Below are 13,307 nucleotides of genomic sequence, written 5' to 3'. Positions count from 1 at the left end.
ACCGACCTGGGTGACGGTCTCGGGGTGGGGTCCCCCGAACGGGTGACGACACCGCCGCGCGGCGCCGTGAAGATGAACCGCATGGTGATCCCGAAAGCCCTCGTCTGCGGTGTCGTCCTCGTCTCGGCGCTGGTCACGGGCGGGTGCGGCGCCGCGCAGCGGCAGGCGAGCGGTCCGGCGGCGGCCGAGCTGGTGGCGCAGGCCGATGCCGTGGCGACGCCGCGTATCGCCTGGGCGCCGTGCGCGCCGCCGATCCGCGACCTCGACTGCGCCGTCGTGCCGGTGCCGCTCGACTACGCGAATCCCACCGGGCCGCAGCTCACGCTCGCCGTGACCCGCCAGCCCGCCCGCGACCCGGAGCGGCGGATCGGCACGCTGTTCACCGCGGCTGGTGGCCCGGGTGGTTCGGGCCTCGAGTGGGCGGCGAAAGGCGAACTGTTCTCCGGCGAGCTGAGCGAGCGCTTCGATGTGGTGACCTTCGACCAGCGCGGCGTCGGGCGCAGCTCCGCCGTCCGCTGCTTCCCCGATTCCACTGCGCAGCAGGAGTTCTGGCGCACCCTCGCGCTACCGCCCACCGACGAGACGCAGCAGCGGGCCACCGAGGACGCGAGCAGACGCCTGGCCGCGGGGTGCGAACGCGGCGACGGCGCGCTCATCGCCCACCTCACGACCGTCGACGCGGCCCGCGACCTGGACCTGCTCCGCCGCGCGGTCGGCGATCGGCAGCTGACCTACGAGGGCGGCTCCTACGCCACCTACCTGGGCATCGTCTACGGCACGCTGTTCCCGGATCGGGTTCGCGCCCTGCAGCTTTCGTCGCTGATCGACCCGGTCGCCTACACCACCGACACCCGTGCGCACATCGCGGCGACGGCGGTGGGCACCGAGGAGGTGCTGGCCGAATTCCTGCGCCTGTGCGCGGCGGCGGGCCCGTCACGCTGCGCTTTCGGCGCGACGGGAGCCTCGGCGGCCGAGCTGCGGGCCCGTGACCTGGCCCTGCTCGAGCAGGCGAAACCGGCGGCCCTGCCGGTCGGCACCGGCCCCGACGCCGTCTCGGTGAGCTACGGCGAACTGATCCAGGCCCACGCGACGTTGCTGTACGACCCGGTCCGGGGCTGGCCCGCGCTCGCCGTCCTGCTGGCCCAGCTCGAGCTGGGGCCCGCCGGGAATCCCGCGGTGGTGCGGGAAGTGCTCGGCGCCGTCACGATGTCCGAGGATTTCCTCGACTCCTTCGTCGCGATCTCCTGCGCCGACAATTCCCTGCCCGCCCAACCCGGCCGATGGCCCGAATTCGCGGCGCAGTCCGACGCACCCGTCTTCGGCCCCTTCTGGCTCTACCTGCGCCAGCCGTGCGCCACCTGGCCCGCCCCCGCCACCGGCTACCCCCAGCGCTACACCGGCCCGTGGACCCAGCACACCACGGCCCCGGCCCTGCTCATCAACAACCGTTTCGATCCGGCCACCCCGCTGTCGTCCGCGCAACGCGCCGCCGAGGCACTGGGCACCGCCCGACTGGTGGTCGTCACCGACGGCTACGGCCACGAACCTGCCGGCCCCTGCGTCACCACCCTCCGCGTCCGCTATCTCGTCGACCTCCACCTCCCGGCCCCCGGCACCACCTGCACGACCGACCGCACACCGTTCACCGGCTGAGCCACGCCGGACGGTCCGCCGACGTGCGCTTCGCCGGGACGAACCGACGGGAATTTTCGTCCAAGACCCCGCCCCGGTCCGCGGGCGACAGTTGCGGTATGACGTCGAATCCCGCACCACCGCAGACAAACCCCATCATGGCCGGCCACGACCCGCTCACCCTCGCATCGACTCTCGCACCGTTCGACTTCCAGACGCTGGCGCCGTTCAACGACTCCGCATTCTGCTTCTTCTACGGTGACAAACTGCCGGCGTCGGACTGGGAACTGCACCCCGACACCGACGAACTCCTGCTGATCCTGCGCGGAAAGGTGACCGTCGAGATCCTCACCGACACCGACAGCCACCGAATACCGCTCACCGCAGGTCAATTCGTCATCGTGCCGAAGGGACACTGGCACCGCCACCTCGACGTCGACCACGTCGTGGAACTGTTCTACACCCCGGGCACCACGATCGAATCGACCGCCGAGGATCCGCGGACCGCCTGACGAATCGCGCGGCGTTACAGCGAATCCCGTTGGGTGGGCGGCGATTACCGGTTCGGTTCGGCACCGTGGATAGAGTCCGGGCGACGCGCGGGTCCGCGTCGTCTGAATCTATCGGAGGTAGAACAGTGTCACGTTCCGCAGTTCTGGGTGGGTTGCTGGGTTCTCTCGCGCTGGCCGGAGTCCTCGGCGCGCCGAACGCCGCGGCCTTCTCGCCCGAGCAGGCGCGGGTCGCCGCGTGTGACTTCGCGCGCGAGGTGTCGACCTACGACTACGCCCACGATCTCGACGGCTACTTCCAGCGGGTCGTCGACCGCACCAGCGGTACCCTGCGCGCCGAATTCACCGGCGCCAGGGCGGCACTCATCACGGCGATGCGGGACGCCGAGGTCACCTCGACGGCCGAGGCGGTCACCTGCGGGGTGATCGGGGGCGACATGCTCAATGCCGAGATCATGGTGAACCTGACGCAGGCGCGCACCACCGGGGGTGTCGGCAGCCGTCAGCACGTCGCCATCACCATGCGGCTCAACAACGACTGGGGCCGCTGGCTGGTGAACGAGATGGATTCGCCGATGCTCTGACCGTCGAGTATGCGCGTGCCGCCCGGTTCGGATGGAGCCGGGCGGCACGGACGGCGGCGAGCTACAGCGAGCCGATCCAGTTGCGCAGCAGCTGGGCGCCCGCGTCGCCGGACTTCTCCGGGTGGAACTGGGTCGCGGACAGGACACCGTTCTCCACGGCCGCCAGGAACGGGACGCCGTGCTCGGCCCAGGTGAGCTTGGCCGGAGCGATGTGCTCGGTCTCCGGCAGCTCCCACTGCTGGGCGGCGTAGGAGTGGACGAAGTAGAAGCGGGTGTCGGCGTCCAGGCCCGCGAACAGGGTGCTGTCGGCGGGCGCCTTCACCGTGTTCCAGCCCATGTGCGGCAGGACGGGGGCGTCCAGGCGCGCGACGGTGCCCGGCCATTCGCCGCACCCCTCGGTCTCCACGCCGAACTCGACACCCCGGTCGAACAGGATCTGCATGCCGACGCAGATACCGAGCACCGGGCGGCCACCGGCCAGCCGCTGACCGATGATCCGCTCACCACGCACCTCGCGCAGCCCGGCCATGCACGCCGCGTACGCGCCGACACCGGGGACCACGAGCCCGTCGGCGGCCAGCGCGGCCTGCGGGTCGGCGGTGACCTCCACCTGGGCACCGGCGCGCACCAGCGCGCGCTCGGCCGAATGCAGGTTGCCGGAGCCGTAATCGAGCAGGACGACCTTCGAACTCACAGCACGCCTTTCGTGGACGGGACACCGCTCACCCGCGGGTCGATCTCGACCGCGGCCCGCAGCGCCCTGGCGACCGCCTTGAACTCGGCCTCGGTGATGTGGTGCTGATCGCGGCCGTACAGCACGCGCACATGCAGGGCGATCCGCGCGTTCTGCGCGATCGACTCGAACACGTGCTTGTTGAGCACCGTCGAATACGAGGCGCCGGGGCCCGCGCTCGGAATGATGGTGTGCACCAGGTGTTCCGGCTCGCCGGTGAACACGCAGTAGGGCCGGCCCGACACGTCGACGGCGGCGTGCGCGAGGGTCTCGTCCATCGGGATGAACGCGTCGCCGAAGCGGCGGATGCCCTTCTTGTCGCCCAGCGCCTTGCCCAGCGCCTGGCCGAACACGATGGCGGTGTCCTCGACGGTGTGGTGCGCCTCGATCTCGATGTCGCCCTCGGCGCGCACGACGAGGTCGAACCCACCGTGCTGGCCCAGCGCGGTCAGCATGTGGTCGTAGAACGGGACACCGGTGGAGATCTCGGTCTGCCCGGTGCCGTCGAGGTTCAGTTCCACCAGGATCGACGATTCCTTGGTGACCCGTTCCACCCGTGCGGTTCTGCTCATGATGTGTTCCTCCACAGGGGGATTCGTCAGTGGGTCAGGTCGGTGGCCGCGACGGTGGCGCTCACCCGCAGGAACTCGTCGTTCTCCGCGGCGAGGCCGATCGTGGCGCGCAGGTAGCCGGGGATGCCGACGTCGCGGATGAGGACTCCGGCGTCGAGGTAGTGCTGCCAGGCGCGCGCGGCGTCGGTGAACCGGCCGAACAGGATGAAGTTGGCGTCGCTGGGGATCACCGCGAAGCCCTGCTCGGTGAGCGCGGCGGCGACCCGATCGCGCTGGGCCGCCAATTCCGCGACGCTGCCCAGGGTTTCGTCGGCGTGGCGCAGGGCGGCGCGGGCGGCGGCCTGGGTGACCACCGACAGGTGGTACGGCAACCGCACCAGCAGGATCGCGTCGATCACCGCGGGCGACGCCGCCAGGTAGCCGAGACGGCCGCCGGCGAAGGCGAAGGCCTTGCTCATGGTGCGGGTGACCACGAGCTTGGTCGGGAACCGGTCGATCAGGGTGATCGCGCTCGGCGCCGCGGAGAACTCGCCGTACGCCTCGTCCACCACCACGATGCCGGGCGCCGCGTCCAGGATCCGCTCGAGCTCGTCGACCGGGATGCTGTGCCCGGTCGGATTGTTCGGGCTGGTCACGAAGACCACGTCCGGGCGGCGTTCGACGATCTGGGCGACGGCGTAATCGATGTCGAGGGAGAAGTCGCCGCTGCGCTTGGCCTCGATCCACTCGGTGTCGATGCCCTCGGAGATGATCGGGTGCATCGAGTACGAGGGCACGAAACCCAGCGCGCTGCGGCCGGGTCCGCCGAAGGCCTGCAGCAGCTGCTGCAGGATCTCGTTGGAGCCGTTGGCCGCCCACACGTTCGCCGCGTCGACCGGAACGCCGGTCTGGCGGGTCAGGTAGGCGGCGAGGTCGGCGCGCAGCGCGACGGCGTCGCGGTCCGGGTAGCGGTGCAGGTCGGCGGCGGCCGCGCGCACGGATTCGGCGACGTCGTCGATCAGCGCCCGGCTCGGCGGGTGCGGGTTCTCGTTGGTGTTGAGCTGCACCGGCACGGTCAGCTGCGGCGCGCCGTAGGGCGATTTGCCGCGCAGGTTGTCGCGCAGGGGCAGCTGGTCCAGGGTCGCCGCGGCGCCGGGAACGGTGGGAGTGCTCACGACAGCGCCTCGAAGCGCGCGCGGACGGCCTGACCGTGGGCGGGCAGATCCTCGGCGTTGGCCAGCGCCACGACGTGTCCGGCGACGTCCTTCAGCGCGGCCTCGCTGTACTCCACGATGTGGATGCCGCGCAGGAAGGTCTGCACGCTCAGCCCCGAGGAGTGCCGCGCGCAGCCCGCGGTGGGCAGCACGTGGTTGGAGCCCGCGCAGTAGTCGCCCAGGCTCACCGGCGCCCACGGGCCGACGAAGATCGCGCCCGCGCTGCGCACCCGCGCGGCGACCGCGGCGGCGTCGACGGTCTGGATCTCGAGATGTTCGGCGGCGTAGGCGTCCACGACGCGCAGACCCTGGGCGATGTGGTCGACCAGGACGATCCCGGACTGCTTGCCGCTCAGCGCTTCCCGCACGCGGGCGTCGTGCTTGACGACGGCGAGCTGGGCGTTGATCGCGGCGTCGACCGCGTCGGCCAGCGCCACGCTGTCGGTGACCAGCACGCTGGCGGCGAGCACGTCGTGCTCGGCCTGGCTGATCAGGTCGGCGGCCACGTGTACCGGGTCGGCGGAGGCGTCGGCCAGGACCGCGATCTCGGTGGGGCCCGCCTCGGCGTCGATGCCGACCAGGCCGCGGCACAGCCGCTTGGCCGCGGTGACGTAGATGTTGCCGGGGCCGGTGATGAGGTCGACCGGGGCCAGCGCGGCATCGTCGGTGTCGGTGCCGCCGTAGGACAGCAGGGCCACGGCCTGCGCGCCGCCGACCGCCCACACCTCGTCGACGCCGAGCAGCGCGGCGGCGGCCAGGATCGTCGGGTGCGGCAGACCGCCGAACTGCGCCTGCGGCGGCGAGGCCACCACCAGCGACTCCACCCCCGCGGCCTGCGCCGGGACGACGTTCATCACGACCGAGGACGGGTAGACGGCGTTGCCGCCCGGCACGTACAGGCCCACCCGCTCGACCGGCACCCACTTCTCGGTGACGGTGCCGCCGGGCACCACCTCGGTGACGGTGTCGGTGCGCCGCTGGTCGGCGTGCACCTTCCTGGTCCGCTCGATGGCGACCTCGAGCGCGGCGCGCACGGCCGGATCGAGCTCGGTCAGCGCCTTGGCCAGCTCGCCGGCGGGCACCCGCACCGAGGCCGGGCGCACCCCGTCGAACTTCTCGCTGTAGTCCAGCGCCGCCGCGACGCCCCGGTCACGGATGTCCTCGACGACCGGCCGCACATGATGCAGCACCGAGTCCACGTCGACTCCTCCGCGCGGCAGCGCGGTGCGCAGCTCGGCAGCGGAAGGAGTACGACCGCGCAGATCGACGCGGGCGAGCTCGATGCGGGAAGTCATATCGGGGTGCAGTCCTGTCTGTGCAGTGGCTCAGGTCAGGTACCAGCCTAATGGGCGGCCGCCATCGCTTTTCCGGCACATCCCGCCGAGGCGGCCGGGCCCCGTGCCGGATCCTCGATCCGGACCCGGACGGCAGATGGCCGGTCCGCGCGCTCGGCGCGGGACCGGCTACCTGTCGGACGATGTCAGCGGGTGTCGCCGTCGATGCGTAGGCTGCCGCCGGAGTTCACCACGCGCATGACCATGGCCTTGGTCTGGCCGTTGATGGTGATGCTGGCCAGGCGCATGTCGGTGGAGCCGTCGGCGTTGTTGCCCTTCACCGCGGTGATGCTGGCGAAGGTGTCGACGGTGCGGTCGGCCCAGTACTCGCGGAACGCGGTCTCGCTGCCGTAGACCTTCTGCGCCGCCGGGGTGAGCATCGACCAGGAACCGGCCGGGTTGCTGTAGAAGTTCTCCACCAGCAGGCCGGCCGAGCCGATGTCGACGGTGCCGACATTGGCGGTCTGCCCGAGCGCGGCCGGGATGGCGGCGCTGCTGGAGGCCGGGCCCGCCGTCGACTGCACCGAGGACGGCGGGTTCGCCTGCACCTTCGGCGAATCCGAGTCCGAGCTGCTCATGGCGCTGATCGCGACCGCAATCGCGGCGATGACGGCGCCGACGCCGGAGCCGATCAGCACCGCGCGGCCCTTGCCGCCCTGCTTGCGCGGGACGGGGGCGGGCTGGGTGGTGGTCGGCGGGTGCGCCGCGGTGTCGTGGCGCATCGGCGGACGCGGGTTGGACCGGATCTGCCGGGTGGTCGCGGTGGACGCGCCGGCGTGCGAGGCGCGGTTGCCCGACTGCCGGATCACCTGGGTCGCGGCCGCGGAGTTGCGGCGGCCGTAGGCCTCGCTGGCCGGCACGAACCCGGCGGGCACCGCGTCGGCGTCGGCGAACGCGGCCAGCGCGTCGCGGGACTCGGTCATGGTCGGCCGGTCCAGCGGTTCGGGGCTGAGCAGGTCGAGCAGGAAGTCGGTGGCCGGGCCCGCGTTGCGCGGCTCCCTGACCTGGCCGTTGGCCGCCGCGTACAGCACGGCCAGCGGATTGGCGTTGGCGCCGTAGGGCGGCTCGCCCTCGAGCGCGTGGAACAGCGTGGCGCCCAGCGCGAACACGTCGGCGGCGGGCGTCGGATCGGAGCCGCGCGCCACCTCGGGAGCCAGGTAGGCGGCGGTACCGCAGATCAGGCCGGTCTCGGTGAGGGTGACGTCACCGGCGGCGCGGGAGATGCCGAAGTCGGTGATCTTCACCTCACCGTGGTCGCCGAGCAGGATGTTGCCCGGCTTCACGTCCCGGTGCACCAGACCTGCCTGGTGCGCGGCGATCAGCGCGGACGCGACCTGTTCGCCGATGCGGGCGACCTCGGTCAGCGGCAGCGGACCCTTCTGGCCCAGCTCGGCGGCCAGGCTGACCGACTTGAGGTACTCCATCACCAGACACGGGTCACCGTTGTGCTCGGTGATGTCGAAGACGACGATCGCGTTGGGGTGCTGGAAGCGTGCCGCGTTGCGGGCCTCCCGAATCGCGCGCTGGCGCAGGACATCCCGCTCGCCCTCGGGCAGGCTGGGTTTGATGTGGATCTGCTTCACAGCCACGGAGCGTTGGAGGCGTTCGTCGACAGCGCGCCACACGACGCCTGTGCCGCCGCTACCAATACGCTCGACCAGGCGGTAATGCTCCGCGATCTTCTGACCGGTATCGATGGCGCCTACTCCGAACCTTCTCGAAATTGTGACATCCCGCGTATTGACCATGGATATGGCCCGCGGACGAGTGTAGCTGCCCCGGTGCGGACCGCGTGCGGCAGCGTGGGTATTGCTCGCCCACAGAGCGTGACATAGATCATCGTTTGGCTCGCAACATGCGTCCCGCGGCCTCCACGGCGGGCCCGGAGCTGCCCGCGTCGGCGACGAAGACGGCGAACGCGAGGTCGCCGTCGATGCCGACGAACCAGCCGTGCGCGTGCTCGTCGTCGAGGTATTCGGCGGTGCCGGTCTTGCCGAGCAGACCCGGGATGTCGCGCAGCGCGGTGGCGGTGCCCGCGGTCACGGTCTCGGCCATCATGGTCTCTATCTGCGACGTCACGGTCGCGGGCACCGGCGCGGCGGTCCGGTCGGCGGTGCCGGGCTGCCCGCGCACGATCGACGGCGCCGGCGCCGAGCCGTGCGCGAGCGAGGCCGCGACGAGCGCCATCCCGAACGGCGACGCGGTGACCGTGCCCTGCCCGATGCTCGACTCGACCCGCTGGGCCGGGTTCGGCGCGGACGGAACCTTCCCGGTGACGGTCGTCAACCCGGGTGTCACATAATCCACGCCCAGACCCAGCTGCGCGGCGGCCGCGGTGAGCCCGTCGGCGGGCAGCCGCACCCCCAGTTCGGCCATCGTGGTGTTGCACGAGCGCGCGAACGCGGTGTGCAGCGGCACTTGCCCGAGATCGAAGCCGTCGTCGTTGGGGATGGTGCGGCCCTCGATCGTGGCGCGGCCGGGGCACGGCAGCACGGTGTCGACGGTGACGCCGCCCGCCTGCAGCGCGGCCGAGACGGTGACCGTCTTGAAGGTCGATCCCGGCGGGTAGAGGCCGGTCAGCGCGATCGGGCCCTGCGCGTCGGCCGGCGCGTTCTGGGCGACGGCGAGCACCTCCCCCGTCGACGGGCGCAGCGCCACGATCGCGGCGGGCTGGGTCAGCGGGGTCAGCGCGGCCTCGGCGGCGTTCTGCAGGTCGATGTCGACGGTGCTGGCGATATCGGTGGTGGGGCTCGCGTCGGGACCGGCGACGCGCTGGGTGCCCTCGGCGGTCTGCGCGCGCACCGCCCAGCCCGCGGCCTTGTCGGCTTGCTGCTGCCACAGTTCGGCCAGGCCGGCGGTGGTGGGGCCGGCCAGGGTCTTGTCGACGGTGAGCAGCCGGGTCTGGGGGGCCAGCGTCACCCCGCGCACGCCGGTCAGCGCCTGCTGCACGGGGGCGATGTCGGCTTCGCGCAGTGCGACCGCGGTGACCGGTTTGCCCTGTGCCGCGGCCAGATCCGCGCGCAGCGTGGCCTCGGTGACACCGTGCGCGGCGAGCAGCCCGGCCACCGCGGGCAGGTCGGCGTCCGGGGCGAGGTTCACCAGCGTCACCACCTGCTGGGTCATCAGGTCACCGCCCGAACTGTCCAGCACCCTGGCGGGTTTCGGGTACACCGGGCTGTAGCCGAGGGGGCCCAGTTCCAGTCCGGGCGCGACGGTCGCCGGGTTCCAGGTGATCTTCCAGCCGTCGGTGTCGGCGGCGGTGCCGGTGCTGGTGTAGGTCCACTCGTTGCGGCCGTCCGGGCCGAGTTTCCAGGTGGATTCGAGGGTGAACGCACCGTCTCCGGCGGTGGCGACGCGCACGGTGTCGGTGCGGCCGAGGTTGTCGAACAGGGTGGTCAGCGCGGGCAGGGCGCGCTCGGGTGCGTCGGTGAGGGCCGCGGCGGCGGCCGCGTCACCGCTGCTCAGGGCGGCGGCGAAGGCCTCGGCGACGGTCTGGGGCTGGTCGGGTCCGGACGAACACGCGACCGGCAGCAGGGCGAGCGCGGCGAGCAGGACCGGTGTCTTGCGGGAGATGCGCATCCGACCGAGGGTAGCGCCAGTCCCGGTGACGGACGGGATCTCGCGCTACCACCAGCCGGTGATCGCGCCGATCTGGCGACCCAGTTCGGGGGCGAGCGAGCGCGCGTAGCTGGCGGTCAGGTGGTGTTCGTCGCGGTAGATGAGCACATTGCCCTCCACCACCCGGCAGCGCTGCGGACGGCAGACGGCGTCGGACAGATCGAGCAGGTAGACGTTCGGATAGCCCGCCGCGGGTTCGGTGGCCGGGTCGTGATCGGCGAGCGCGTCGGCGCGGTCGAGGCCGCAGCTGTCGGCGGTGCCGCGATGAGCCAGGCAGTCGGTGGCGCGGTAGAGCACCCCGTCGCGGCGCAGGCGCGGAGTGTCGCGCAGCGCGAGCACATTCAGCCCGCGATCCTGCAGCGCCGACCACACCTCGAGGTATTCGCCGGGCACCTCGTCGCCCAGGCCGTCCTTGCGGTAGCGCGTCGACAGCGTGAGCACCCAGTCCGGTGGCTCGGCGGCGAGCCGGTCGAGCACCTCCTGCGACCACTCGTGACATTCCGGGAACGGCCACTCGGCGTAGGACGGCTGATCGGCGAGGGTCACCGGACAACCCTCCTTGAGGTAGGAGATCACCCGGATGCCGTATTCGGCGCCGAGCAGTTCCAGCGCCGGAATCCAGTGTTCGGAATGCGATCCGCCGACCACGGCGATCGAGCGGGTGCCCGCCGGATCGCCGTAGATACAGGTGCGGACCTCGCGGTTCGGGGTGATGCAGCCGTCGGTGGTCGGCGGCGGGGTGTCGGCCTGACCTTCGAACACGGTGGGCCGCATCGGTTCCGGTGAGTACTCGGCGCCCGAGAGCAGCGCGGCCGCGCCCGGATAGCGCTGGGTGTCCAGCGCCTGCGGCGGCACGGCGGGATTGGCGCGCAGCACCACCTGCCAGCCGACAGCGGCGACCAGCACGGTGACGGTCAGCGCGCCGACCAGCAGACCGGCCGGTCGCGACCGGCCCGCGACGCGCTCGTGCCCGCCCGAGGGCAGCCGCAGCGGCGTCTCGATCCACCGGGTGGTGGCGTAGGCCAGCACCAGCGAGACCGCGATCACGATCAGCCCGTCGACGAGTCCGGCGTGCGCCCGGCCGGATTCGGCCAGGTAGAAGATGAGGATCGGCCAGTGCCACAGATACAGCGGGTAGGCCACCGCCCCGAGTTCGGTGCACACCCGCCCGGCCAGCATCCGGTTCGGCCAGGCCGACATCGACACGGCCCCGAAGCCGGACGCGATCACCAGGCACGCCGCGGCCACCGGCCACAGCGCCGCGACTCCCGGAAACTGGTTGGCGCCGTCGAAGATCGGGCCACAGGCGAGCACCATGAGCAGCCCGGCCGCCGCGGCGAGTGCGCGCAGCCGCGGCGGGATCCGCAGCCAGGGCGCGGCCACCGCCAGCGCGGCACCGGCCAGCAGCTCCCAGCCGCGCGCGACGCTGTCGTAGTAGGTCCAGGCCTGATGCTGGGCGGTGCCGACCGTGGCGTACCAGAACGAGAGCAGTCCCAGCGCGAGCAGCGCGCCGAGCAGCGCGGGCCGCCCGGCCGCGCCGCGCCGCCGCAGCCACGCCCAGCCCGCCAGCACCGCGACGATCAGCACGTAGAACTGCCCCTGCACCGACATCGACCACAGATGCTGCAGCGGACTCACCGACGGGTCGGGGGCCAGATAGTCCAGTTCCGCGGTGGCCAGATACCAGTTCTGCGCGTAGAACATCGTGGACAGCGTCTGCGCGGCGGTCTCGCCGAGCTGGGTGTAGGGCCGCAGCACGACGGTCGCGACCCCGATCGCCGCCAGCACCACCACCAGTGAGGGCAGCAGCCTGCGCAGGGTCCGGCGCGCGGTGGCCCCGGCGGCGACGCCACCGCGGCGCTCGACGCCGCGCACCACCGCGCCGGTGAAGAAGAACCCGGACAGCACCAGGAACACGTCGACGCCACCGGACACCCGGCCCGCCCACACGTGGAACGCGACGACCAGCGCGATCGCGACCCCGCGTAATCCGTCGAGGTCACCGCGGCGCACGACCGGATCGGGTCGGGGGGTCGCCGACGGCGGACTCGACAGCGCGGATCCAACCTTCGGCACCTGATGCCCCCACAGACTCGGACCCGACCACGGCGGGTGTTTCCCGGCAAGTAACCATCAATTTGCCGTAGCGACACCGTGGAAGCAAACCGCCGAGCCGTGACCCGCGCCGCGGATGTGAGCGACTAGTCGGTGCGCCAGGGCGCGCGGGCCAGGACCGCGGCGTCGGTGTCGTCGAGGTCGATGTCGAACACGTCGGCCGCGACTTTCGCCAGCTCGGTGGGCTCGAGTTCGCGCACGGTCGAGGTGCCGTCGGGGTACTCGGTGATCAGGGTCAGGTCGTCGAGCACGTGGTGGACGCCGGGGACGAACCGCTGCAGGAACGGGCGGGTGGTGAACGGCGAACGTGGCGAGGTCGACACGAAATGATTGCCGACCGCGTAGTCGATCCGGTACTGCGGGTTCAGCGTGAAGCTGTAGCGGTCCTGCCAGCCGTCGCGGCCGAACTGGTGCAGGACCCACAGGTCGGTACCGAGGTCGCCGGTGCGGCGTTCGAGCCGGAATCGCCACAGGCCGAGGGCGAATTCGCCGGGCGCGTCGACCAGTTCGAACGGTGCGAGCGGTCCGGCGCCGAAGCCGACGTCGCAGATCCAGACCCGATCGTCGTCGCCGGTGGTGACCCGCAGCAGCGCGTGGGTCGCGGGCCGGATCGCCCCGGAGTCCAGCGAGCCCATGCTCACCCGGCCGCTGAGTCCGGTGACGCCGAACCCGATGCGTTCCAGCGCGGCGGCGAACAGCCCGACGTTCTCGTAGCAGTAGCCGCCGCGACGGCGGCGCACCATCTTGTCCTGCAGCGTCGCCAGGTCGAGCGGGATGCCGCGGCCGAGCAGGATCTCGAGGTTCTCGAACGGGATGGTGGTGGTGTGCGCGGCGACCAGCGCCCGCAGGGTCTCGACCGTCGGGGTCAGCGGCCCGTCGTAGCCGATCCGGGCCAGGTAGGCCGTCAGGTCCAGCTCTTCGCCCTGCCAGCGGTCCGCCCGCTGTGTCGGTTCGGTCACCGTGCCCTCGCTTCCGGTCGACGTCCGTCCACCACCTGTGGGGACAACGCGCGCGCCC

General features: G+C 71.8%; 11 protein-coding genes. 3 read left to right on the top strand and 8 right to left on the bottom strand.

The features are described from left to right. The first annotated feature begins 24 nt into the window (after nt 1–24). From EL493_RS14465 to EL493_RS14455, 3 genes are all read left to right on the top strand, one after another. Nucleotides 25–1,653 (top strand): alpha/beta hydrolase, encoded by a 1,629-nt coding sequence (locus EL493_RS14465; RefSeq protein ID WP_019046331.1) that lies wholly within the window; start codon nt 25–27, stop codon nt 1,651–1,653. Nucleotides 1,654–1,751: 98 nt separating this feature from the next. Next, on the top strand, nt 1,752–2,144 hold the full coding sequence (locus EL493_RS14460; RefSeq protein ID WP_081723143.1) for a cupin domain-containing protein: 393 nt from the start codon (nt 1,752–1,754) through the stop codon (nt 2,142–2,144). 125 nt (nt 2,145–2,269) lie between these two features. After that, nucleotides 2,270–2,725, top strand: coding sequence for a hypothetical protein (locus EL493_RS14455; RefSeq protein WP_022566581.1), 456 nt, complete (start codon nt 2,270–2,272; stop codon nt 2,723–2,725). 61 nt (nt 2,726–2,786) lie between these two features. On the opposite strand, the gene hisH is transcribed toward EL493_RS14455, so the two are convergent. The 8 genes from hisH to EL493_RS14415 form a co-directional block, all read right to left on the bottom strand. Then, complete coding sequence (hisH, locus tag EL493_RS14450; protein WP_019046328.1) at nt 2,787–3,419, bottom strand: imidazole glycerol phosphate synthase subunit HisH; 633 nt, start codon at nt 3,417–3,419, stop codon at nt 2,787–2,789. After that, nucleotides 3,416–4,030 carry an imidazoleglycerol-phosphate dehydratase HisB gene (gene hisB / locus EL493_RS14445; protein WP_030203827.1) on the bottom strand — a complete coding sequence of 205 codons (615 nt, stop codon included), beginning with the start codon at nt 4,028–4,030 and terminating at the stop codon, nt 3,416–3,418. The genes hisH and hisB overlap by 4 nt, the downstream gene beginning before the upstream one ends. 26 nt (nt 4,031–4,056) lie before the next feature. Continuing rightward, nucleotides 4,057–5,184 (bottom strand): histidinol-phosphate transaminase, encoded by a 1,128-nt coding sequence (locus tag EL493_RS14440; RefSeq protein ID WP_019046326.1) that lies wholly within the window; start codon nt 5,182–5,184, stop codon nt 4,057–4,059. Next, nucleotides 5,181–6,518 carry a histidinol dehydrogenase gene (gene hisD, locus EL493_RS14435; protein WP_019046325.1) on the bottom strand — a complete coding sequence of 446 codons (1,338 nt, stop codon included), beginning with the start codon at nt 6,516–6,518 and terminating at the stop codon, nt 5,181–5,183. The genes EL493_RS14440 and hisD overlap by 4 nt, the downstream gene beginning before the upstream one ends. A gap of 185 nt (nt 6,519–6,703) precedes the next feature. Continuing rightward, nucleotides 6,704–8,305 (bottom strand): serine/threonine-protein kinase, encoded by a 1,602-nt coding sequence (locus tag EL493_RS14430; protein WP_022566580.1) that lies wholly within the window; start codon nt 8,303–8,305, stop codon nt 6,704–6,706. 88 nt (nt 8,306–8,393) lie between these two features. Then, complete coding sequence (locus EL493_RS14425) at nt 8,394–10,136, bottom strand: penicillin-binding transpeptidase domain-containing protein (protein WP_019046323.1); 1,743 nt, start codon at nt 10,134–10,136, stop codon at nt 8,394–8,396. Nucleotides 10,137–10,181: 45 nt separating this feature from the next. After that, nucleotides 10,182–12,188, bottom strand: coding sequence for an acyltransferase family protein (locus tag EL493_RS14420; protein WP_019046322.1), 2,007 nt, complete (start codon nt 12,186–12,188; stop codon nt 10,182–10,184). 188 nt (nt 12,189–12,376) lie between these two features. Beyond that, complete coding sequence (locus EL493_RS14415; protein WP_019046321.1) at nt 12,377–13,249, bottom strand: arylamine N-acetyltransferase family protein; 873 nt, start codon at nt 13,247–13,249, stop codon at nt 12,377–12,379. Nucleotides 13,250–13,307: the final 58 nt, after the last annotated feature.

This window comes from Nocardia asteroides (assembly GCF_900637185.1).
Taxonomy (GTDB): Bacteria; Actinomycetota; Actinomycetes; order Mycobacteriales; family Mycobacteriaceae; genus Nocardia; species Nocardia asteroides.
Note: the sequence above shows the minus strand (reverse complement) of the source record. Positions and strands in the feature narration are given on the sequence as shown.

Excerpts from the sequence above, each read along its gene's own strand:
- EL493_RS14460 (WP_081723143.1), top strand. The coding sequence starts at position 1,752 with ATGACGTCGAATCCCGCACCACCGCAGACAAACCCCATCATGGCCGGC.
- hisB (WP_030203827.1), bottom strand. The coding sequence starts at position 4,030 with ATGAGCAGAACCGCACGGGTGGAACGGGTCACCAAGGAATCGTCGATC.
- hisD (WP_019046325.1), bottom strand. The coding sequence starts at position 6,518 with ATGACTTCCCGCATCGAGCTCGCCCGCGTCGATCTGCGCGGTCGTACT.
- EL493_RS14430 (WP_022566580.1), bottom strand. The coding sequence starts at position 8,305 with ATGGTCAATACGCGGGATGTCACAATTTCGAGAAGGTTCGGAGTAGGC.
- EL493_RS14425 (WP_019046323.1), bottom strand. The coding sequence starts at position 10,136 with ATGCGCATCTCCCGCAAGACACCGGTCCTGCTCGCCGCGCTCGCCCTG.